The organism is Pseudoalteromonas aquimarina (assembly GCF_049257255.1).
In the GTDB taxonomy this organism is placed as follows: Bacteria; Pseudomonadota; Gammaproteobacteria; order Enterobacterales; family Alteromonadaceae; genus Pseudoalteromonas.
Genome location: NZ_JBMMUG010000001.1, coordinates 929794 through 953660, shown reverse-complemented (window position 1 = coordinate 953660; position 23867 = coordinate 929794). Strand labels below are relative to the sequence as shown.

17 protein-coding genes are annotated in these 23867 nt (G+C 40.2%); 9 read left to right on the top strand and 8 right to left on the bottom strand.

What is annotated here, in order from left to right:
* Positions 1 to 39: 39 nt before the first annotated feature.
* The 4 genes from AAEU29_RS04325 to AAEU29_RS04310 form a co-directional block, all read right to left on the bottom strand.
* Complete coding sequence (locus tag AAEU29_RS04325) at positions 40 to 1548, bottom strand: SpoVR family protein (RefSeq protein WP_372768776.1); 1509 nt, start codon at positions 1546 to 1548, stop codon at positions 40 to 42.
* A gap of 15 nt (positions 1549 to 1563) precedes the next feature.
* Complete coding sequence (locus tag AAEU29_RS04320) at positions 1564 to 2844, bottom strand: YeaH/YhbH family protein (RefSeq protein ID WP_421972222.1); 1281 nt, start codon at positions 2842 to 2844, stop codon at positions 1564 to 1566.
* 38 nt (positions 2845 to 2882) lie between these two features.
* Positions 2883 to 4805 (bottom strand): PrkA family serine protein kinase, encoded by a 1923-nt coding sequence (locus AAEU29_RS04315; protein ID WP_421972221.1) that lies wholly within the window; start codon positions 4803 to 4805, stop codon positions 2883 to 2885.
* 224 nt (positions 4806 to 5029) lie between these two features.
* Entirely contained in the window at positions 5030 to 5611 is a 582-nt protein-coding gene (locus AAEU29_RS04310) for a Fe-Mn family superoxide dismutase (RefSeq protein ID WP_010560387.1), read from the bottom strand.
* A gap of 234 nt (positions 5612 to 5845) precedes the next feature.
* Between AAEU29_RS04310 and AAEU29_RS04305 the strand changes: the two genes are divergently transcribed.
* The 4 genes from AAEU29_RS04305 (at position 5846) to AAEU29_RS04290 (ending at position 13516) form a co-directional block, all read left to right on the top strand.
* Positions 5846 to 6178 (top strand): Grx4 family monothiol glutaredoxin, encoded by a 333-nt coding sequence (locus AAEU29_RS04305; RefSeq protein WP_274762296.1) that lies wholly within the window; start codon positions 5846 to 5848, stop codon positions 6176 to 6178.
* A gap of 78 nt (positions 6179 to 6256) precedes the next feature.
* Positions 6257 to 7156: a substrate-binding periplasmic protein gene (locus tag AAEU29_RS04300; RefSeq protein ID WP_421972220.1), complete on the top strand. Its 900-nt coding sequence runs from the start codon at positions 6257 to 6259 to the stop codon at positions 7154 to 7156.
* Positions 7157 to 7632: 476 nt separating this feature from the next.
* Positions 7633 to 12090 carry a glutamate synthase large subunit gene (gene gltB, locus AAEU29_RS04295; RefSeq protein ID WP_421972219.1) on the top strand — a complete coding sequence of 1486 codons (4458 nt, stop codon included), beginning with the start codon at positions 7633 to 7635 and terminating at the stop codon, positions 12088 to 12090.
* Positions 12091 to 12100: 10 nt separating this feature from the next.
* Positions 12101 to 13516: an FAD-dependent oxidoreductase gene (locus AAEU29_RS04290; protein WP_421972218.1), complete on the top strand. Its 1416-nt coding sequence runs from the start codon at positions 12101 to 12103 to the stop codon at positions 13514 to 13516.
* 78 nt (positions 13517 to 13594) lie between these two features.
* Here the strand turns inward: AAEU29_RS04290 and recN are convergent, their stop codons facing one another.
* The 3 genes from recN to nadK form a co-directional block, all read right to left on the bottom strand.
* On the bottom strand, positions 13595 to 15262 hold the full coding sequence (gene recN, locus AAEU29_RS04285) for a DNA repair protein RecN (protein WP_421972217.1): 1668 nt from the start codon (positions 15260 to 15262) through the stop codon (positions 13595 to 13597).
* 158 nt (positions 15263 to 15420) lie between these two features.
* Positions 15421 to 15939 carry a hypothetical protein gene (locus tag AAEU29_RS04280; protein WP_421972216.1) on the bottom strand — a complete coding sequence of 173 codons (519 nt, stop codon included), beginning with the start codon at positions 15937 to 15939 and terminating at the stop codon, positions 15421 to 15423.
* Positions 15940 to 15972: 33 nt separating this feature from the next.
* On the bottom strand, positions 15973 to 16851 hold the full coding sequence (gene nadK / locus AAEU29_RS04275) for an NAD(+) kinase (protein WP_372768794.1): 879 nt from the start codon (positions 16849 to 16851) through the stop codon (positions 15973 to 15975).
* 71 nt (positions 16852 to 16922) lie between these two features.
* Between nadK and AAEU29_RS04270 the strand changes: the two genes are divergently transcribed.
* Positions 16923 to 17867 carry an HrcA family transcriptional regulator gene (locus AAEU29_RS04270; RefSeq protein ID WP_421972215.1) on the top strand — a complete coding sequence of 315 codons (945 nt, stop codon included), beginning with the start codon at positions 16923 to 16925 and terminating at the stop codon, positions 17865 to 17867.
* Positions 17868 to 17923: 56 nt separating this feature from the next.
* Complete coding sequence (gene grpE / locus AAEU29_RS04265) at positions 17924 to 18505, top strand: nucleotide exchange factor GrpE (RefSeq protein WP_274762303.1); 582 nt, start codon at positions 17924 to 17926, stop codon at positions 18503 to 18505.
* A 72-nt stretch (positions 18506 to 18577) separates the two neighbouring features.
* Here the strand turns inward: grpE and AAEU29_RS04260 are convergent, their stop codons facing one another.
* Positions 18578 to 19756: a multidrug effflux MFS transporter gene (locus AAEU29_RS04260; protein WP_421972214.1), complete on the bottom strand. Its 1179-nt coding sequence runs from the start codon at positions 19754 to 19756 to the stop codon at positions 18578 to 18580.
* Between the two features lie 202 nt (positions 19757 to 19958).
* Between AAEU29_RS04260 and AAEU29_RS04255 the strand changes: the two genes are divergently transcribed.
* The 3 genes from AAEU29_RS04255 to AAEU29_RS04245 all read left to right on the top strand — a co-directional run bounded on the left by AAEU29_RS04255 (position 19959) and on the right by AAEU29_RS04245 (position 23826).
* Positions 19959 to 20759: a M48 family metallopeptidase gene (locus tag AAEU29_RS04255; protein ID WP_274762305.1), complete on the top strand. Its 801-nt coding sequence runs from the start codon at positions 19959 to 19961 to the stop codon at positions 20757 to 20759.
* A 201-nt stretch (positions 20760 to 20960) separates the two neighbouring features.
* Positions 20961 to 23138, top strand: coding sequence for a response regulator (locus tag AAEU29_RS04250; protein ID WP_421972213.1), 2178 nt, complete (start codon positions 20961 to 20963; stop codon positions 23136 to 23138).
* A gap of 91 nt (positions 23139 to 23229) precedes the next feature.
* Positions 23230 to 23826, top strand: a complete 597-nt coding sequence (locus tag AAEU29_RS04245) for a CBS domain-containing protein (protein ID WP_421972212.1) — start codon at positions 23230 to 23232, stop codon at positions 23824 to 23826.
* Positions 23827 to 23867: the final 41 nt, after the last annotated feature.

The following is a 23867-nucleotide window of genomic DNA, read 5'->3' as shown; positions in this document are numbered from 1 at the left end:
AAAAGGCTGATTTTCAGCCTTTTTATCATCCGATTAATATTAAACGTTGTCAGCGGTCGCAAGCGGGCAGCGTGCAAGCTCTTTTATTTCGCCACTCTCGGTTTCCTGTTCCAATATCACATCAAAACCCCAAAGGCGATAAAGGTGTTTTATCACTTGGTCTTTTGTATTTGCTAACGGAATATCGTTATGCGGTGTATAGCGTAGTGTAAGTGACCGATCGCCACGAATATCAACATTAAATACTTGAATGTTTGGTTCCAAATTACTCAAGTTGTATTGCTCTGATAATGCTTGGCGGATAGCCCGATAGCCAGACTCATTATGAATTGCACTAACTTCTAAATGGGTTTCTTTTTCATTATCTAAAATCGAAAAGAATTTAAAATCTCGCATTAGTTTGGGTGATAAAAATTGGCTAATAAAACTCTCATCTTTAAAGTTTTCCATTGCAAAATGCAGTGTATCCAGCCAATTACTACCAGCAATTTCGGGGAACCAATACTTATCTTCTTCAGTCGGGTTTTCACAAATGCGGCGAATATCGACCATCATGTTAAAACCAAGTGCGTAGGGGTTAATACCAGAATAATAGGGTGAATTATAAGGAGGCTGATACACCACATTAGTATGCGATTGCAGCACTTCTAGCATAAAGGCATCGCTTAACTTGCCCTCATCATATAAGTGATTAAGCAAGGTGTAATGCCAAAATGTAGCCCAACCTTCATTCATCACTTGGGTTTGTTTTTGTGGGTAAAAGTACTGTGAAATTTTGCGCACAATACGAATAATTTCTCGCTGCCAAATTTCTAATAACGGTGCACGCTTCTCAATAAAGTAGAGAATGTTTTCTTGCGGTTCACTAGGAAAACGCGCTTTTTGTGTTTCAGCTTCGTTATGTTGTGACGGAATCGTCTTCCACAGTTCATTAACTTGTGATTGCAGGTAATCTTCGCGTTCTTTTTGCCGTTTTTGTTCTTCAAAAAGGGATATTTGCTGCGGCCGTTTGTAACGGTCAACACCATAGTTCATTAATGCGTGGCATGAGTCGAGCAACTTTTCCACTTCATCTACACCGTATTTTTGCTCGCATTCGGCAATATAATTTTTGGCAAATAGTAGGTAGTCGATAATTGAACTGGCATCTGTCCATGTTTTAAATAAGTAATTGCCTTTGAAAAAAGAGTTGTGCCCATAGCATGCATGCGCCATAACCAGTGCTTGCATTGGCATGGTATTTTCTTCCATTAAATACGCGATACAGGGATCTGAATTGATCACAATTTCATATGCGAGCCCCATGGCCCCGCGTTTGTAGTTTTGTTCTGTTTGAATGAACTTTTTGCCAAATGACCAGTGACTGTAACCAATTGGCATACCCACACTGGAGTAGGCATCCATCATTTGCTCAGCGGTGATCACCTCAATTTGATTTGGGTAAGTGTCAAGGCGATAAATTTTTGCAACTCTAGCAATCTCGGTTTGGTATTCCCCGAGTAAATCGAATGTCCAATCAGGACCATCGCTTAGTATGTTTCTACTCATAACTAGTCCTTTTAATTAAGCTACATCTGCGGTTGCATCTTTCTTAAATAGCTCTCTGAATATTGGGTAAATATCTTCCACAGATTTAATATGTTGAATGGCAAAGTTTTCGTGAGTATCTGCAAGTACTTGGTATTCGCGCCACAAGCTTTGGTGCGCTCGTGTGGTAATTTCGATATACGCATAATAACGAGTAACAGGCAGGATTTTATTGGTGAGCCAGTCACTGCATTGCGGTGAATCATCAGCCCAATTGTCACCATCTGAAGCTTGAGCCGCATAAATGTTCCATTGTTCAGAGTCGTAGCGCTCTTTAATGATTTCATCCATTAACTTCAATGCGCTAGAGACAATAGTGCCGCCTGTTTCTTGCGAATAGAAAAATTCGTGTTCATCGACTTCTTTCGCTTGGGTATGATGCCTTATATAAACAACTTCAATGTCTTTGTATGTTCTGGTAAGAAATAGATAAAGCAAAATATAAAAGCGCTTTGCAGTTTCTTTGGTTGCTTGATCCATTGAGCCAGACACATCCATTAAACAGAACATCACTGCCTTTGAACTTGGTTCTGGGCGTTTTTCATAGTTTCGAAAGCGTAAATCAAAAGTATCTATAAAAGGCACTGTGGCGATTTTATTTTTTAATTGCTCAATTTCTTTTTCAAGTAGGGCAATTTCACTTTGATTCTCTTTCTTATTTTTTTGTAACTTCGCAAGTGTTTCTTCTAGCTCAGCTAACTGACGTTTTTTACCTGCGGTCATGGCAATACGTCTTGCCACTGAGCCTTGCAATGAACGAACAATATCAATATTGGAAGGTACGCCATCGTTACTGTAGCCAGCGCGGTGCGTTTTCATTTGAACAAGCTTATTAAGCTGATTCTTTTTAAGGTTGGGCAGTGCTAAATCTTCAAAAAGTAAATCTAAGTATTCATCTTTAGAAATTGAAAATACAAAATCATCTTGGCCTTCACCTGAATCACTGGCATCGCCTTCGCCAGCCCCTTGACCTTGGCCGCCAAGAGGACGTTTTATTTTGTCCCCTTGACTAAATTGATCATTACCAGGGTGTACCATTTCCCGTTTTCCACCTTTTCCTTGATGGAAAATTGGTTCTTGCATATCACGGCTAGGAATCGAAATGCTTTCGCCGTTCTCAACGTCTGTCACGCTTCGTTTGGCAATTGCATCGGACACCGCCTCTTTTATCTGGCGTTTGTAACGTCGAATAAAACGTTGGCGGTTAACCGTGTTTTTGTTTTTTCCATTTAAGCGTCGGTCAATAAAATGTGCCATACACGCCTCCGTAAGTCTTAGTTACTATTACTACTCAATTACTGCGACTTACGAACGCGTAAATACCATTCACTGAGCAAGCGAACTTGTTTCGCGGTGTAGCCTTTTTGGACCATACGATTAACAAAATCCTCATGTTTTTGCTGATCTTCAGCACTGGTTTTCGCATTAAATGAAATAACTGGAAGCAAGTCTTCGGTATTTGAAAACATTTTCTTTTCGATGACCGTTCTTAGTTTTTCATAACTTGTCCAAATTGGGTTTTTGCCATTGTTATTGGCACGTGCTCTAAGCACAAAGTTAACAATCTCATTACGGAAATCTTTTGGATTTGAAATGCCCGCTGGTTTTTCAATTTTCTCAAGTTCAGCATTGAGCGCTGCTCTATCAAATAATTGGCCAGTATCAGGGTCGCGGAATTCTTGATCTTGGATCCAGAAGTCGGCATAAGTGACGTATCGGTCAAAGATATTTTGTCCGTATTCTGAATAAGATTCCAAATAAGCGGTTTGAATTTCCTTACCAATAAACTCTACGTATTTCGGAATTAAAAATCCTTTTAAGAACTCAAGATAGCGTTCTTGCGTTTCTTGTTGGAACTGCTCACGTTCAATTTGTTGTTCAAGCACATAGAATAAATGCACAGGGTTCGCTGCAACTTCGGTGTGGTCGAAGTTAAATACACGAGACAAAATCTTAAACGCGAAACGTGTTGATAGCCCATTCATGCCTTCATCAACACCGGCGTAATCTTTGTATTCTTGATAAGATTTCGCTTTGGGATCGGTGTCTTTTAGGCTTTCGCCGTCATACACGCGCATTTTTGAATAAATGCTTGAGTTTTCAGGCTCTTTAATACGCGAAAGAACGGAGAATTGCGCGAGTGTTTCGAGCGTACCAGGTGCACATGGCACATCGTTAAGTTCTGAGTGTTGTAAAAGCTTATCGTAAATCTTAATTTCTTCGGAAACACGTAAACAATAAGGTACTTTTACAATATAAACACGGTCTAAAAATGCTTCATTGTTTTTGTTACCTTTAAATGTTTGCCATTCTGACTCATTAGAGTGAGCTAAAATCATGCCGTTAAAAGGCAGGGCAGACAGACCCTCAGTACCGTTATAGTTACCTTCTTGAGTTGCTGTTAATAATGGGTGAAGCACTTTAATGGGTGCTTTAAACATTTCAACAAACTCCATCAAACCTTGGTTTGCATGACAAAGGGCACCTGAGTAGGCATAGGCATCAGCATCATTCTGTGCAAAGTGTTCGAGTTTGCGAATATCCACTTTACCAACCAGCGCACTGATATCTTGATTGTTCTCATCACCAGGTTCGGTTTTGGCAATAGCCACTTGATCAAGAATCGATGGATAGCGTTTAACTACTTTAAATTGAGTGATGTCACCATTGAATTCATGAAGACGTTTTGTTGCCCATGGTGACATGATGGTTTTGATATAGCGGTTGCTAATGCCATATTCTTTTTCAAGAATTTCACCATCTTCAACAGGGTCAAACAGGCAAAGAGGGTGATCATTTACGGGCGAGCCTTTTAATGAGTAAATTGGCACTTTTTGCATTAAATACTTTAATTTTTCAGCCAGTGATGACTTACCACCACCTACTGGACCGAGCAAATAAAGTACCTGTTTGCACTCTTCAAGCCCTTGTGCAGCATGTTTTAAATAAGCCACAATTTGCTCAATACTTTCTTCCATGCCATAAAATTCTTTAAAGGCAGGGTAGCGCGGGATCACTCGGTTAGAAAAGATACGACTCAGGGTGGGATCTTGTGATGTATCCACCATTTCAGGTTGACCAATCGCCATTAATAGCCGCTCAGCTGAGCTAGCATAGGCTGATTTGTCTTCTTTACAGATCTCAAGAAACTCGGCAATAGTAAATTCTTCTTCTTTTGCGGCTTCGTAACGAGATTGAAAATGATCAAAAATTGTCATAGAGACCTCCTAAATACCGGAAAGTTTGCAACTGCAATAAAACTAGCCACTATTAATAAGGTTAGACGGGATTTTTGAATGTGCGAGATAAATAAAAGATATTTAAAGAAAAATCTTTAATATTTTTCAGAGCGTTGAATAATATGCAATAGTAGGTGGGGTTTTCTTGTGGTAGACAAGAAATGTTAGTAAAGCAAAGATGCTTTACTAACATTGGCAACATATTAAGCTAGGTTTGCGTTTGCAAATTCCCAGTTAACTAATGCCCAGAAACCGTTTAGGTATTCAGGACGAACGTTACGATAGTCGATGTAGTAAGCGTGTTCCCAAAGGTCAACAGTGATAATTGGTGTTACACCAGCTTCTGTAAGTGGTGTTGCAGCATTTGAAGTGTTAACGATATCTAGGCTGCCGTCAGCTAGTTGTACTAACCACGTCCAGCTTGAACCAAAGTTGTTAACAGCTTTGTCGTTGAAAGCAGCTTGGAATTCAGCGAAAGAACCCCATTTTGCGTTGATTAGCTCTGCAACTTTACCAGTTGGTTCACCACCACCATTTGGAGATAGGCTGTTCCAGTAGAAAGTGTGGTTCCAGATTTGAGCTGCGTTGTTAAATACACCGCCTTCTGAGCTACATACTACTTCTTCAAGTGTTTTACCTTCGAAGTCAGTGCCTTCAACTAAACCATTTAGCTTTACAACGTAAGTGTTGTGGTGCTTGCCGTGGTGGAATTCTAGAGTTTCTTTTGAGATATGCGGCTCAAGCGCATCGATTGCATAAGGTAGTGACGGTAGTTCAAAAGCCATTTTATTTCTCCGTTGGCGTTAAAATGCGGACAACTTTTTACATGAAGATGTCCGATATAAGTGTTAAACTATACCCGAGTATTTTACTCAAGTTTTTATAAACAGCAATGCTAGATAAAAATTTGCGGTTATTTTATAGTCAGTTAGTCACTGTTAAACCACGAATTCAGGCAAATAGCATAGTATTAACTTAAAGAAAATTCACCTTATGTGACTAGGGTGTCGAGGTAGTAAATGGAAACTTTAGATAAGATCAAACAACAAATCGCAGAAAATTCGATTCTACTGTACATGAAAGGCTCTCCAAAATTACCGAGCTGCGGTTTTTCATCACAAGCTTCACAAGCGCTTATGGCATGTGGCGAGCAGTTTGCGTATGTTGATATTCTTCAAAATCCAGATATCCGTGCTGAGCTACCAGCTTATGCAAATTGGCCTACATTCCCGCAGTTATGGGTAGAAGGTGAACTAATTGGTGGTTGTGACATTATTGTTGAAATGTTCCAACGCGGTGAGTTACAGCCGTTAATTGCTGAAGTTGCAGCAAAAAATAAAGAAGCGGAATAAAAATAGTATTTAACTACTGATTGATTCTGTTCAATTTTTGCTAAGCTTAAAGCATTGAATTGATGCTTTAAGCTTAACATGATGTACTCAAACCGTTTTTTCTTCTTTTTAATTCCTCTGCTTATTTTTAGCAAACAAAGTTTTGCTAATAGCGAATACTTTTCATATCAGCATCAACAACAAGTTAAAACGCTGGAAATTAAACAAGTTTCAACAACTCGATTTGAAGTAGGTGCTTCATCGCAAACGCAATTGCGTCTTGTAACACTTGATTGGCCTCCTTATATAGATAGAAATATATGTGGTAAAGGTTGGGTTTTTCAATTCACCGCAGCGCTTTTTCATGAACTCGGCTACAGTATGAGCGTTGAATTTTTTCCTTGGGCGCGTTCTGTGCGAATGGCTGAGTTAGGGCAAGCAGATATTTTGTTTCCTGAATACTTTATAGAAGTTACCGCGCCAAGTGATGTGATTGCAAATAGTTTTCGTATTAATAATCTTGCGCTCTCAGCTCCCTATGCTGGTGGCTTAGTTGGCCTTATTACACGTGCTGATTTTAGTACTCCCTATGATGGTACTTTTAAAACCATTCAAGGTGCTCAAATAGGGGTTGTGAGAGGTTATCAAAATACCCCTGAATTTGATAAGCATCTTGATTTGGGGTTTTTTAACGCAATCGAAGCACGTGATGATGCACAAAACTTAAAAATGCTGTTAGCAGGGCGTGTTGATTATATTGTGGCTGATCCTAATGTAGCTAATTACCTGCTTGGGCATAGTAAAAGTGAGTACAAAAACACCATTAAGCTGGTTCACCCACCTTTTCAAGAGAATGACTTTTATTTTGCTATTAGTAAAAAGTCCAGTCAGTGGCAAACATTACAAACTGAAATAAACTTAAAACTCGCCGAGTTTATTGACTCAGGCACACTTGCCTCAATTCAACAAAATGCAGGAAACTGCTCATCTGCAAAGTAAAACAATTTGTAATCTGCAAGTTTATTCAACTTAAAAAAGCAAAATTCGGTTAATTGGTATTACCATGAATAATTATTCAAACATGTGCATAGTTTACGTTTACGTAAACTACATTTGAGACTTATTTCTATTTACATGGTATTAATATGATACCGGTGTCAAAGTGATCTAAATAATTTAAAAACCCTTTTTATGGGCGCTTAAGCGGTACTTTTGTTGAATTTATGTATAAATGAAAAATATTCAATAAGGTGAATATGTATTCATAATTGTGTTGACTATATACCTTATCTTGGTTAATTTTGAGAATCGCGCGGGTGAACACACGGCAAAACCACTTATGCAACCTTTGTTTCGCGTTAACAAAAATGTTGCGACTTATCGAACTGAAATATTTGTTCGATAGGGTTAAGCCAACACTTCCGTCAATCACAACTGTATTGTTCACTTAAGCTGTAGCAAGGGAGGAGTCCAACATGTTATATGACTCGAAATTAGAAAAAGATAATTGCGGTTTTGGCCTTATCGCGCATATTGAAGGTCAACCGAGTCACAAGTTAGTTCGCACGGCGATTACCGGGTTAGATCGAATGCAGCACCGAGGTGGTATTGCAGCTGATGGCAAAACCGGTGATGGTTGTGGCTTACTATTCCAAAAGCCAGACAGCTTTTTCAGGGCGGTGGCTGCTGAAAATGATTGGCACTTAGGTAAAAACTATGCCGTGGGTATGCTTTTCCTAAGTCCAGACCCTGTTATTGCACAGCAAAATAAACAGATTATTAGTGATGAATTAGAAAAAGAAACACTGACCCTAGTGGGTTGGCGTGATGTGCCAGTTAATCCTGCGAGTCTAGGGCCAATTGCACTTGAGCAGTTACCAAGTTTCCAACAGATTTTTATCTCAGCGCCGGAAGGTTGGCGCCCGAAAGATTTAGAGCGTCGCTTGTACATTGCAAGACGCCGCATTGAAAAGCAAATCAATGATGAGCATTTCTATATTGCAAGCTTGTCAGGCTTGGTAACAGTTTATAAGGGCTTAATGATGCCTGCTGATTTACCAAACTTTTACCTTGATTTAGCTGATATGCGCATGGAGTCTGCAATTTGTGTATTCCACCAACGCTTTTCTACTAATACGCAGCCGCGTTGGCCGCTTGCGCAACCGTTTAGGTATTTAGCGCACAATGGTGAAATCAATACCATTGAAGGTAACCGTCAATGGGCGAGAGCACGTGCTTACAAGTTTTCTTCGCCATTACTACCTGATTTACAATCAGCAGCGCCGTTTGTTAACGAGTCTGGCTCTGATAGTTCGAGCCTAGATAACATGCTTGAGTTGTTTTTAGCTGGCGGTATGGATATTTTCCGTGCGATGCGCATGCTTGTGCCACCTGCATGGCAAAAAAACCGTGCGATGGATGAAGATCTCCGCGCATTTTATGATTTTAACTCAATGCATATGGAGCCTTGGGATGGTCCGGCTGGCCTTGTAATGTCAGACGGTCGTTTTGCAGCCTGTAACCTTGACCGTAATGGTTTACGCCCAGCTCGTTATGTAATCACTAAAGATAATCACATTACCTTAGCCTCAGAAGTGGGTATTTGGGACTACACAGCTGACGAAGTTAAAGAAAAAGGCCGCGTAGGGCCTGGTGAGTTATTAGTTATTGATACGCTGCATGGCAAAGTATGGCAGTCATCAGAAATTGATGAAGATTTAAAAGCACGCCACCCGTATAAAGCATGGCTTAGTGATAATGTTAAACGTTTAAAGCCGCTTGAAGACCTTGAAGACAAAAACCTTATTGGCCAACGTGAATTTGATGATGAATTGCTCGCTGTTTACCATAAACAATTTGCTTATAGCAATGAAGAGCTAGACCAAGTTATTCGTCCAATGGGTAATTCGGGCCAAGAAGCGACAGGCTCGATGGGAGATGACACGCCATTTGCTGTGCTTTCATCGCAATCTCGTTTAGTGTATGACTATTTCCGTCAAAAATTTGCGCAGGTAACTAACCCGCCAATCGACCCATTACGTGAAAATCATGTAATGTCACTGGCCACCTGTATTGGCCGTGAACAAAATGTATTTAATGAAACAACGGGTCACGCTAAGCGTCTACAGTTTTCTTCGCCGGTACTTACGTACTCGGATATGACTCAGCTTTTATCGGCTGATCAGGCGCATTATTCGTTTGCATCATTGTCTATTAACTACGATAAAGATGAGTCGTTACTGTCAGCTATTGAAACAGTGTGCGATCAAGCTGAAGAACTGGCTCGTCAAGGTACCGTATTAATTGTGTTAAGCGATAAAGGTTTAACACCAGATACATTACCAATTCCAGCTGCAATGGCAGTTGGTGCAGTACAGCGTCGTTTAGTAAGTAAAAACTTACGTTGCGATACGAACATCATTATTGAAACTGCGAGCTGTCGTGACCCACACCAATTTGCGGTGTTGTTAGGTTTTGGTGCAACGGCTATTTATCCGTATTTAGCGTATGAAACACTGACACAAATGGTTGATAACGGTAGCTTAGATAAATCATACCGTGATGTAACTTTGGCTTATCGCAATGCGATAAACAAAGGCTTATACAAAATCATGTCGAAGATGGGCATTAGCACAGTTGCAAGTTATCGCTGCTCAATGTTGTTTGAAGCTGTAGGACTTAGCGATGAAGTTATTGATCTTTGCTTCTCGGGCGTGGTATCACGTATTCAAGGTGCTGATTTTAGCGACTTCCATCAAGATTTGCTGAACCTATCACGTAAAGCTTGGATTAAACGTAAACCACTAGATCATGGTGGATTATTAAAATACGTGCATAACGGTGAATACCATGCGTATAACCCAGATGTTATTCAAACATTGCAAGTAGCGGTACGTTCGGGCAATTACCAAGACTACGAAAAATACGCAGATTTGGTAAATAATCGTCCTGTGACCAACATTCGTGATTTATTAAAACTAAAAACAGATCAAACCGCGATTGATGTAAGCGAAGTTGAAGATGCAACAGAGTTATACAAACGTTTTGACTCTGCAGCGATGAGTATTGGTGCGTTATCACCAGAAGCTCACGAAGCATTAGCAATCGCTATGAACCGCTTAGGTGGCTGTTCTAACTCGGGTGAAGGTGGTGAGGATGTAGCACGTTACGGTACTGAAAAGAACTCACGAATCAAGCAAGTTGCTTCAGGTCGTTTTGGTGTAACGCCACATTACCTTAAAAATGCCGATGTAATTCAAATTAAAGTAGCGCAAGGGGCAAAACCAGGCGAGGGTGGTCAATTACCAGGTGAAAAAGTAACGCCATACATTGCTAAGCTACGTTACTCAGTACCTGGTGTCACGTTAATTTCGCCACCGCCACATCACGATATTTATTCTATTGAAGATTTGGCACAACTGATATTCGACTTAAAGCAAGTTAATCCAGATGCAATGATTTCTGTAAAACTGGTATCTGAACCAGGTGTTGGCACAATTGCTACAGGTGTTGCCAAAGCGTACGCAGACCTAATTACAATTGCAGGCTACGACGGCGGTACAGGCGCATCACCATTAACGTCTGTTAAATATGCTGGCTGTCCTTGGGAGTTAGGCCTTGCTGAAACGCAACAAGCGCTTGTTGAAAATGGTTTAAGACACCGAATTCGTCTGCAAACAGATGGCGGTTTAAAAACCGGTTTAGACATTATTAAAGCAGCAATTCTAGGTGCAGAAAGCTTTGGCTTTGGCACGGGTCCAATGGTTGCGCTGGGTTGTAAATACTTACGAATTTGCCATTTAAATAACTGTGCAACCGGTGTTGCAACGCAAGACGAAACACTGCGTGCGAAGCATTATCATGGCTTACCAGAAATGGCGATGAACTACTTTAAGTTTATTGCACAGGAAGCCCGTGAAATTATGGCAAGTTTGGGTGTTCGTAAACTCGTGGATTTAATTGGTCGCACCGATTTACTAGAAGTGCTTGAAGGTACAACTGCAAAACAAAGTAAGCTCGATCTTTCGCCTGTAATTGCAACACCAAATAATAAAAGTGGTGAAACGCTCTATTGTAGCGCTGTTAATACTTCGCATTATGAAGGTAAGTTAAACGAGCAGTTACTAGCGCAAGCGAAAGAGGCAATTGATAGCAAAACATCTATCAAGCTTCGCGCTGCAATTCGTAATACCGATCGTTCAGTAGGCGCGTTGTTGTCTGGTTATATTGCGGATCAGCATGGTAATCAGGGCCTAGCTGCTGATCCAATTATTATTGAGCTGCAAGGTACAGCAGGGCAATCGCTTGGTGTTTGGAATGCCGGTGGTTTGGAACTGCATGTAACTGGCGATGCAAATGACTATGTTGGTAAAGGCATGGCAGGCGGTAAAATTTCACTGCGCCCACCAATTGGTTCATCGTTTAAATCTCATTTAGCAACCATTGCTGGTAATACTTGTTTATATGGTGCTACGGGTGGACGCTTATTTGCTGCAGGTCGCGCTGGTGAACGCTTTGCGGTACGTAACTCAGGTGCAATCGCAGTAGTTGAAGGCTTGGGCGATAATGGCTGTGAATATATGACAGGCGGTATTGTGTGTGTGCTAGGTGATACAGGCATTAACTTTGGTGCTGGTATGACAGGTGGCTTCGCTTATGTGCTTGATGAAAAAGGAGACTTTGATAAACGCATCAATACAGAGTTAGTAGAGCTAGTAGAACTTGAAGACTTAAATATTCATCATGAGCATTTACGCGGTTTAATTGGCGAACATTTAGAGGCAACGCAGTCGAATCGTGCTGAAGAAATTCTCGCTGACTTTGAGCATTTCATTAGCAAGTTTAGATTAGTTAAGCCTAAATCAAGCGATGTTCAAGGATTACTTGGTCACAGAGCACGTTCAAGTGCTGAACTTAGAATACAGGCGCAATAGGAGAAGTAGTATGTCGCAAAACGTATATCAATTTATCGATGTGCAGCGTGTCGATCCGCGTAAAAAGCCTATTTCGTCACGTAAAAAGCAGTTCGTTGAAATTTATGAGCCATTCTCGGCAAAGCAAGTAGATTCGCAAGCGGATCGTTGTTTAGATTGCGGAAATCCATATTGTGAATGGAAGTGCCCCGTGCATAACTACATTCCACAATGGCTGAAGTTAATTAAAGCGGGCAAAGTAATTGAAGCTGCTGAGCTATCTCACCGTACTAATAGCCTTCCTGAAGTGTGTGGGCGTGTTTGCCCACAAGATAGACTATGCGAAGGTGCATGTACGCTGAATGATGAGTTTGGTGCTGTGACCATTGGTAATATCGAAAAGTATATTTCTGATACCGCTTTCGCAATGGGCTGGAAGCCTGATATGTCGCATGTCGTTTGGAGTGACAAGAAAGTCGCTATTATTGGTGCGGGTCCGGCTGGTTTAGGTTGTGCTGACATTCTAGCGCGCAATGGTGTAAAACCTGTGGTATTTGATCGTCATCCAGAAATTGGTGGCTTACTGACTTTTGGTATTCCGTCGTTCAAACTCGAGAAGTCGGTGATGGAAAATCGCCGCGAGATATTTTCAGGTATGGGCGTTGAATTTGTACTTAACACGGAAGTTGGAAAAGACATTGCACTTCAGACAATCATTGATGAATACGATGCAGTCTTTTTAGCCGTTGGTACCTATCAAAACATGCGTGCGGGTCTTGAAAATGAAGATGCTGACGGTGTGTATGATGCATTACCGTTCTTAATTGCCAATACCAATTTCCAAATGGGTTACGATAATAACTCCGATGCGTATATTAATATGCAAGGCAAGCGTGTAGTGGTACTTGGTGGTGGTGATACAGCGATGGACTGTGTGCGCACTTCAATTCGACAAGGCGCTAGCAGCGTAGTGTGTGCTTACCGTCGTGATGAAGCAAATATGCCTGGTTCTGTACGTGAAGTAAAAAATGCCAAAGAAGAAGGCGTTGAGTTTATGTTTAATGTGCAACCTAAGGGCGTAGTGCTAAATGACAGCGGTAAAGTTACTGGTGTTAAAATGGTTAAAACGCAACTTGGTGAGGCGGATCAAAATGGTCGTCAACGTGCTGAAGAAGTTGCTGGTTCAGAGCACATTTTGCCAGCCGATGCTGTGATTATGGCGTTTGGTTTCCAACCTCATGCAATGCCTTGGCTCAGCGAGTTCGATGTTGAACTCGATAAATGGGGGCGCATTGTTGCGCCAGAACAAGGTGCATTTACTCACCAAACATCTAACCCAAAAATCTTTGCTGGTGGTGATGCAGTTAGGGGCTCTGACTTAGTGGTTACCGCTATTTATGAAGGGCGAAATGCTGCAGAAGGTATTATGGACTATCTAGAAGTTTAATCATGCTAGATAAGCTTTACTAAGCAATTAAAAAGGTGGGCATAGCCCACCTTTTTGTTATTTGAAAATTTTTATCGCTTAGTGATATTGCGATAACAATTCAGAGGCATTAGTGCGTGTAATATCACTGATATTTGTACCACCTAGTAAACGTGCAATTTCATCAATACGGCCAGTGTTATCAAGTACTGCCATGCGCGTATTAGTTTGTTTACCATCGTCAGTTTTACTGACAAAAAATTGGTTATGACCACTTGATGCCACTTGCGGTAAGTGAGTAACACAGATTACTTGTGTACTCTTTCCTAACTGACGAAGTAGTTTACCTACAGCTGAAGCAGTTGGTCCTGAAATACCTACGTCTACTTCATCAAAAATAAGCGTTGGAGTGGTCATCTTGTCAGCAATGATCACTTCAATAGCAAGGCTAATTCGAGAAAGCTCACCGCCAGACGCTACTTTATGCAGTGGTTGTAAGCGTTGGCCCGTATTGGCAGCAACCTGAAAATCAACCGTGTCAGACCCTTTACTGCTGGCAACTGATTCTTGCTGTTCGATGCAAATCGCAAATTTTGCATTTTCCATCGACAAACTGACAAGCGATTTGGTGACTTGCTCTGATAGCGCCTTTGCCGCCGCTGAGCGACTTTCAGAAAGCACGCCAGCACATGCGTAATACTGCTCTTTTGCTTTGACTATTTCAGCTTCTAACTCATTAAATCGCTCATCGTTTTGCTCTATATTTGCAAGGCTTTGTTGTAACTCAGCATGCAAGTTTGGCAACTCTTCCGGAGTAATATCATGTTTTCTAGCTAAATCAAGCGCACGTGATATACGCTCATCAAGCTCAGATAGTTGGCTTGGATCCATTTCAACACTGTCTTGATAATGGCTTAGTTCACGAGCAGCTTCTTCAAGCGTGATGCCTGCTTCAAAAAGTAAGTCTGCAATAGGCGCAAGTTTCTTATCAAGGCTCGCAAGCTCTGCTATTTGGTTTGCGCTTGATTGCACCATTGAGTAAGCGTTGTAGTTATCTTGTTGATAGATAATTTGTAGTTCTTTTTGTGTGCCTTCTAACAACGAATTTGCATTGCTTAATAGGGTATGTTGTTGTTCAATTTCTTCATACTCGCCAGTGGCTAATGCAAACTCATCTAATTCAGCAACCTGGTACTCAAGCAGTTGTTTTTCAGCTGCAGCTTGTTGTAGCGTTTGAGCTAACTGTTTTTGCTCTCGCTCAAGCGATTGTAATTGGTTGTACGCTGTTTTAACTTCGTTTAAAAGCTCAGTGTGACCAGCAAAGCTGTCGACCACAGACAGTTGATAGTTAGCTTTATTGAGCTGCTGATGTGCATGCTGGCCATGAATTGAAATCAATAAATTGCCAAGTGTTTTTAACTGACCAGCAGGTACCATAACCCCGTTTATAAATGCTTTGCTGCGGCCATTTGCTGCAACCACACGACGAATTACACATTCGCTATTATCGCCAAGTTCGTGCTCATTTATAAAGTGTTTTGCCGCAGGTAAGTGTTGAATATCAAATACTGCAGATACTTGCGCTTTATCTGCGCCTTCTCTGACCATCGAGGCTTCTGCGCGCTCGCCTAAACAAAGAGAAAGCGCGTCAATCGCAATAGATTTACCCGCACCAGTTTCACCCGTAATAGTGGTCATGCCTGATTGCCACTCGATATCAAGGTGTTCAACAATTGCAAAATTAGTTACTTGTAATGACGTTAACATAACTGATTATCCATACAGTACATTAACTGGTAATTTATACAGTAATTAAAAAATAGGCAAGTTAAAAATTACGATTATTTTAGTTGGATTTACGTGGATTAAATTTATAGGTAGGGGAGAAGTGCTAAACTGTTAGCACTTCAGATTCATTTGCAATATTAAACTTCAGTTTCAAGCAGCGATTCTTCTGGCTCTTCATTTATGGTTTGATACTGAGTGGTGATTACTTGCTGGCTTAAAGACGGCAATTGATGTAAATAAAAGTCACTATTAAATTGATGACCAGCAGACGGTAATTGTCCTGTAAAGGCATATATTTGTTTGCTTAGTAGTAATTTATCTTCAGCAAGCTCAAACTTACTTAATTCCACTTCAAGAAGATCAGTTAATTGACCAATTATTTTTTCGTAACTGCTAATGTTTTCTTCGTTCTTACTTTGCATAACAAAAAAATTATTACTGATTTTCATCAAGCTACTTGAATCTTTAGGCTTTATAATACGCGCTTTGCTGTAGTTTTGGATTACTTTTTGATAGCGTGAGCTGACAATTTCAATCCGTTCATTTTGTTGTTGTTTTTCAAGCGCAATGGCTTTTTTTCGGTTATTGTCTATCACTAAAAAAGTAGTTAATAAAACGATTAATAAAACGGTGGCTAAGAATACAACAAACCCCATTTTTTACTTTCCTTTCTAACGTTGAAGTTTAAGTTAATATAATCTGCTGCCCCAGTTTAACTTCTGGCGCAAAACATTGTAATACGAATATTTGCTTGGATGCACTAAACGTAAGTGTTGTTCACTGCGTTTGATGACAATTTCATCACCCGCTAAAACAGCGAGTACCACATGGCTATCACAGCTTACTTGAAGGTCAACATCGTTAGCTGGGCTAAGCACTAATTTCACTTCACTATTGGCATCGACCACCAGCGGACGGCTAGTAAGAGTATGCGGAAACATAGGCACTAACGAAATAGCATTGAGTTTTGGGTTTAAAATTGGCCCGCCACCTGAAAGGCTGTAAGCAGTAGAGCCTGTTGGTGTTGATACAATAAGGCCATCTGACTTTTGCGAAAACACAAATTCGCGGTCAATAAATGCTTCAAACTCAATCATGTGTGCAACTTTATTGGCGTGAAGTACTGCTTCGTTTACCGCGGTATTAGAGCTTTTTAGCTTTTCATGACGGTAAATTTCGACTTCGAGTAAAAAGCGTTTTTCTTCACTAAATTTACCTGCCAATACTTGCTCGAGTTCGCGCTCAAAATTATCAGGGTCAAGATCAGTTAAAAAACCTAAATTACCACGGTTAACCCCAATTACTGCAATATCAAAGCGAGCAAGTACGCGTGCAGCACCTAGCATATTGCCGTCACCGCCCACAACAATGGCTAAGTCGCAATTGCGGCCAATCTCAACAAGTGATGAACTAAATTCCTCACCCACTAAAGGTTCAGCCACACGATTTTCAACATACACTTGATAGCCAAGTGCAGTTAAAAATGTATGCAATTTAGCTAAGGTAATTGCAGCACCTTTATGGTTAGGTTTACCAATCAATCCAATGTTATTAAATACTTGTGCCATAAAATCGTCGCTGATAAAGTCGTGCCTACAGTATATCTTGATTTTTTATCATCAGGCCATAAATAATAAACATGAAATTAAGCGCCCGTGATCAACTTATTTTTTCTGCCGTAATGGACTTGTATTGCAATGGTGAAGGCACACCTGTTGCCTCTAGCCATATTGTTAAGCAGAAACAAATTAACATCTGTAGTGCAACCGTACGCAATGCCATGGCGCGCATGGAAAAATGTGGGCTGTTATACGCTCCGCACACCTCATCAGGGCGTGTTCCGACTGAGCTTGGCTTTAGTTATTGGTTTGATGAGTTTTTTCAACTTTCTGAAATTGCCCATTATTGGCAACCATCGGCACAACAACTTACCGAATTTTCCCATCGCTTAAGCCAGCTTTATCAAGTGTGTGTTTTAGTGAGCCTGCCTGAAGCGATGCAGCAGCATATTTACCGCGCTGAAGTGCTTGATTTCAGTGTCGAGAATTGGCTTATTTTACTCTTTGATAGAGAAGGTAATAGCCAGAACATTCAAATAGCAAAACCGCGTGAAGCCAATGATGCTTTACGTAATCAGTTTAATGCATGGTTAAACACCGTTTTTTCAGGACACAACCTTGCAGAAGGTTTGCGCCGCATGGCTGCAATGCGTCAAAGTGCGCCGATGTTCTGTCATGGCTCCCTTGGCATGTGGATTAAAGCTTTGGCAGAACAATTACAAGTTGAAAACAGCATTGTGATTGGCAGTCACTATTTATATGGCGATTTATCGACAGAACAACTTAATCAAGTAGGCGCGCCGTTTTTAGATTATGTTGAAGAAAAGCTGGCTTTGAAAATGGGGATCTCTGTGATGTATCAAGATAAGTTGCCCATCGCTGAGCTTGACGATTATCTATTACTGAGTATTCCTTACTTTTCACAAGAAATATATCAAGGGCGTTTGTGTGTGCTTTGTCCAAAGTCGGCGAAAATTGAAGCAATTATTAATGAAATATCGATTAATTGCGCAATTAACTCTTGAAAGGCATTTTTCCATCCCCATAATTAGCATCAGTTGTAAAGATTCGGAGAGTATCAATGTCTGAGCAAAATAATCAGCCAGAGCAAGAAGTAGAAGCACAGGAAAACCTTGAGCAAGTAGCTGAAGAGCTTCAAGGTGGTGAAGAGTTAAGCGCAGAAGCTGAAATCGCAGTATTAAATGCGGAGCTTGAAGCGGCTAAACAAACAATCGAAGAGCAAAAAGACAGTGTTATTCGCGCTGCGGCAGAAGTAGAAAACATGCGTCGCCGTGCAGCACAAGATGTTGAAAAAGCACATAAGTTTGCACTAGAAAAGTTTGCAAATGAACTATTACCAGTGCTTGACAACTTAGAGCGTGCGATTGAGTTTGCTGACAAAGAGAATGATGCAGTGAAGTCTGTTATCGAAGGCGTTGAAATGACAGCAAAAAGCTTTGTAGACGCAGTTGCTAAGTTTGGTGTTGAAGTTGTATCGCCACAAGGTGAAGCATTTAACCCTGAATTCCACCAGGCAATGTCAATTCAGCCATCTGCTGATGTAGCGCCAAACACTGTGATTGCAGTAATGCAAAAAGGTTACCTACTTAATGGTCGTTTACTTCGTCCAGCCATGGTAATGGTATCGAAAGCAGCTGAATAATCAGCCCTAAATTTAAAAAAAGCTGTAACTTGGTTACAGCTTTTTTTATGCCTGAATTGTTATTTACTACTTTTAATGACCATATTTAAGTTGTTTTAATTGGCAAATTAAAATACCGCTTACAGCAATCGCCATGGCAACAGCAAAGCCTGTGCTTGGCGGTAATGGAATAAACGCTAAAATTGGCCCAGCAAGTGCGCCACTTCCAAAACGCAAGGTACCAATTACCGCAGTTGCTGTACCAGACTTCTTTTTAAAGTTAATTAAAATAAGGGCATCAGCATTGGTCACCATAATGCCTAAACTCATCATCAAGGGCGCAATAAACGCCGCTACTAAATACACATTTTCTGTAAAAGTACTGACAAAAATTAAGCATGTTACAGAAACAAAGCTCACCATCAGCCCGAGATTTAACATCTTGCGAGAACCAAATCGTGGTACCAAGCGAGTATTAATAAAATTACCCAACATCAGTGCTAAAACATTAAAGGCGAAAAGTACACCAAATTCGCTTTCACTGACTTTAAAGTGCTCCATATAAATTGCTGAAACTTTGGTTAAAAAGCAAAAGAAAGCAAACGAGGCGAGCATTGAAATCACAATATCAAAACGAGCCTTGTGATTTGTTAATACGATTCGATAATTTGATAAAAATAAAGCTGCCCCTCTCAATTTGCTCGGGTGAATGGGTACTTCTTGCAAAAAGAAATATGCCAGCGTGAATAACACTAAAGCGTAGAGTGTTAAAGCGTAAAAAATCGCATGCCAATGCCAAGTGATCATTAATACACTGCCTATACTAGGTGCAAGCAATGGCGCTAACATCATAATCATTGAGACATATGACATGCCTTTTGCTGTGTTTTCTTGGTACATATGGCGAATAATGCCGGGCACCACAACGGTTACTGCGGAACCAAAAAATGCTTGCGCGAATCTAAGTGCAATAAAAGTATCAATTGATTTTGTTACCGTAAGTAAAAATGAACACAAGGCAAAACCGAGCAAGCCAAACAGAGCAAAAAGTCGTCTTCCTTTTTGATCTATCAGTGGCCCAAATAACATCATACCAATGGCATAACCGGCCAAGTAACTGCTTAATGAAAGTTGTACATTTGCCATATTTGTATCGAAATAAGCGGAGATTGCGACAAATGCAGGCAAGTAAAGGTCAATTGCAAGTGGCGTCGTTGCCACCAGTGCCGATAAAAGAGGAAGGATTGATTTTGAAAGGATTTTATCAGTCACGGAAATTCTTAGTCAGGGTATAGTGCTTGTTCATTTTACGTGTAAAATAAAGTCTTTGAAACCATGAGCTGTGAATAGCAACAGTCAAAATGTAACAGTGTATTAAGGCATTTTAATTTATTACCTAGCAATCGCTTATATTGCAGTGTGTAAATGCTTAAGTACCAATTTAACAGCGCAAAATTACACTAGGGAAAAGGGTATGAAACTATCTCATTTAGTGATTTCAATTTCATTAGCAGCAACGCTAGTTGGGTGCAAATCCAGTCCAACAGGGCGAACTCAAATTGCAATGTATTCTGAAGCTGAAATGAATCAACTCGGCAAGCAAAGTTTTGCGCAAATGAAAAAGCAACAACCGATTAATAGCGACACTAAAGTGAATCGTTATGTGCAGTGTGTTGCAGATAATGTGATTTCAGTTCTGCCAGCAAAATATGCCAAACAGCAATGGGAAGTTGTGGTATTTGAAGAACCATCTGCAAATGCGTTTGCATTACCTGGTGGTAAGATTGGTGTGCATACAGGCCTTTTAAAAGTGGCAAAAGGGCAAGATCAACTTGCAACTGTATTAGGTCATGAAGTAGGGCATGTAATTGCAGAGCACTCTAATGAGCGCATGACAGCAGCTGGTATTAAGCAAGCAAGTCTTCAAGTTGCAGATGCTTACAGTCGCTCTCAGGGGAACCGCTTGCACAATGAAACCATGATGGCTTTGGGTCTTGGCACTGAATACTTAGGCATGATGCCATTTAGCCGCATGCATGAAAGTGAAGCCGATAAAATTGGTTTGGAGCTGATGGCTAAAGCGGGCTTTAATCCTAAAGAGTCAGTTGAACTTTGGCGCAATATGGCAGCTAATAATACAGGCGCGCCACCAGAGTTTTTATCAACGCACCCATCTTCAGATACACGTATTAGTGACTTACGCAGCTGGATGCCAGATGCGATGGCGTTGCACAATCAAGCTAAGTCGCAAAACAAACAGCCTCACTGCGAATAATCTTCAAAAATTCACTTCTAATTGAGTAAGTTGACAATTACTCAATTAGAAGTTGCAACAAAAAGTTTAAAAAAACGACATCTTGGTCTACATTTATAAACAAGAATAATTATAATTTACCCTAGTCCGTTGAAACTTAAACATCCCTTAGCAAAACAGTTACTTTTAGGTATTTTACTTACCAGCTCTGTGCTGACTTTAATGATCACAAGTACCATTATTTGGATGGACTACAAGCGTGATCTCAGTGTTATCGATCAGGGCTTTGCACAAATCGAAAAAAGCCACTTACCCTCAGTAACGAACGCTCTTTGGGCGGAAGACGAAAAGCAACTTGAATTGCTATTACAAGGGATAAGTGAACTACCCAATGTTTCTTCTGTGGCCATTTGGCAAGACAATGCTAGACGTCTGTCGGTAAATAAAACCGAAACCAAATACGCAAAACAAAAATCATGGGCTGTTGATTATCGTTTCAACCGCACTAAGTATCACCTTGGTGAGCTTATTGTCGTCATGGATATGTCAGGTGTGTATGGTTACCTTGCTGATAAAGTGGTGGTAACGCTACTAACTCAAGGTGCTAAAACCTTTATTGTCTCATTGATTATCTTCACATTAGTGCACTTGCTTGTTACCCGTCATTTAAATCATCTAGCCTATGCGATGAGCCATGTGAATATGTCAACGCCAGAGGAATTTAAGTTAGACAGGAAAAAATCACGTGATGATGAAATTAATCGCCTAGTGGTTGAATTTAATGAAATGATGGCGGCGTTGTCTAAATCGTTTAGCGACCTTAAAAAACAGAAGCAATCTGAGCAAAACGCCAATAAATTAAAAGGTGAGTTCTTAGCAAATATAAGCATGGAAGTAAAAACGCCAATGAATGGCTTGCTAGGAATGACCCACTTACTGTCAGAAACAAAACTTGATCACCGCCAACACAGTTACGTAAATGTTATTCAGAAAAGTGCATTTAACATGCTTGAGTTGCTCAATAGTGTGCTTGATTTCTCTAAAATAGAACATCGTCAGCTGTCTCTTGATCAACACATTTTTGATATTCATACACTTGTTCGTGATGTTTTTCAGGAGTGTGAATTAAAAGCACAAGAAAAAAATTTACGTTTGCTGACTTATGTAGACCCAGCAATTAATCATTATCTTGTCGGCGATTCAGTGCGTTTAAAGCAAGTGTTAAGCAACTTGGTTAATAAAGCGATTAAATATACGGATCGTGGTGAAATTAATTTAACGGTTGATGCTGAAGTAACTACAGGCCTATCTGAGTTAACATTTAGTGTGCGAGATAGTGGCCACGGTATTGATGAAGCAACCTTAGCAAAATTGAATTTACCTAAGGCAAAGCGTATTCATGATAAAAACCGTTCAGGGCTAGGGTTAACCATCTCACAAAACTTAGTGAGTTTAATGGGTGGTAAATTATCTATTAATTCTAAGCTTGGCCTTGGCACTGATATGCGTTTTACCCTTGCATTACCAAACAGTTCGGTAATTGAAAATCACTTTAATGATGATTCGTTACTGATCAATAAACGCGTACTTATTCTTGATAACAGAATGTTTTTGGCACGATATCTGGGAGAGTTATTTGCTGATTGGCAGATGCAAGTCACCCATGTGCAAGATGCTGAGTTAGCACTCGACTACATGTTAGGGGACGATTTAAGGCAGACTAGCTTTGATTTTGTATTTCTGTCGCATTCTGAGCTGAGTGATCAGTTAACAAGCTTCTACGAAAAAATTAACCGCCACAGGTTTAATCGCCCTGCAACCTTAATTGTTTTTGGTGATGAAATAGGTGATGGCGAAATCAGTCAGTTACTCAATGTTGGCTATAACAAAGTATGGCAATTACCTAAACATCCAACAGAAATCAAAGCGGATTTAATTCATCAAATTAATACCAATATTGGCTTTACGGTTGCGCCTGACGCATCACCTTTAACTGTGTTAATCGCTGATGATGCGCCAATCAGTCAACGTGTGTTAAGTGCAATTTTAATGAATCGAGGTGACAACGTACTGATTGCCAGCAATGGACAAGAAGCTGTTGAGCTATGGCAGCAACATCAACATGAAATTGACATCATTTTAATGGATTGTGCGATGCCAAAAATGAATGGCTATGATGCTGCTCAAAGAATAAGAATGTCAGAACCAGCAGATATGCCAGGTGTGCCAATTATTGCTGTTACTTCAAGTGATAGGGAAGATGAATACAATTATTGTAAGTCTTACGGTATTGATGAAGTACTCTTTAAACCATTTTTACCTATCGAGTTATTAGATGTGCTATCGCAATTTAAGTCACGAATAGAACAACATAATGCATTTAATAATTTGAAAAAATAGAAATTTTTACCATAGTTAACAATAACCCACACAGATTTTAGTGCCTATGCACATTGATAAAATCATAATTCCCCACCTGTGAGGAGGTTATATGACGGATTTTAGAGTGATTGAAACCATTCCAATGAGTAATGTGCAATCTATTTCTAGCATGTGTGATACTGAAGCTCTCGATATTTCTAGTAATGCGTCCCATATTGTTACTGACTTTAATCAAAAACGTCCCCAATTTATTGAAAAAGATGTTTCGGTAGATGAAGCTTTATATATGATGAAAATGGGCCATGTTAGGTCAAAAATAGTCATTGATCATGATGAAAACTTTATGGGGGTCATTAGCTCAAGCGATTTATCGTCTTATAAGGTACTGCATAATGCACAACTTCGGAACGTGCCAAGAGCTGATTTAACCGTTGAAAACCTAATGGTTAAAAAAGAAGATATGCGGGCAATTAACTTTTCGAAAATTAGTAATTATACCATTGGTGATGTACTTGCAACGCTGCGTAATTTGGGGCAGCAGCATGTCTTATTGATAGATAAAGATCATGCACTTAGAGGGCTGATATCTGCCAGTGATATAGCCAGGGCTCTGCACATACCGATTAACATTAATGAAAAAGCACATACCTTTAAGGAAATCTTTGACGTGGTATTTGCCCAGTTAGAGAAAAAGAAATCCAGCTAAAATAGAAAAGGGCGTGAAGTACGCCCTTTTAAATAGTTTAT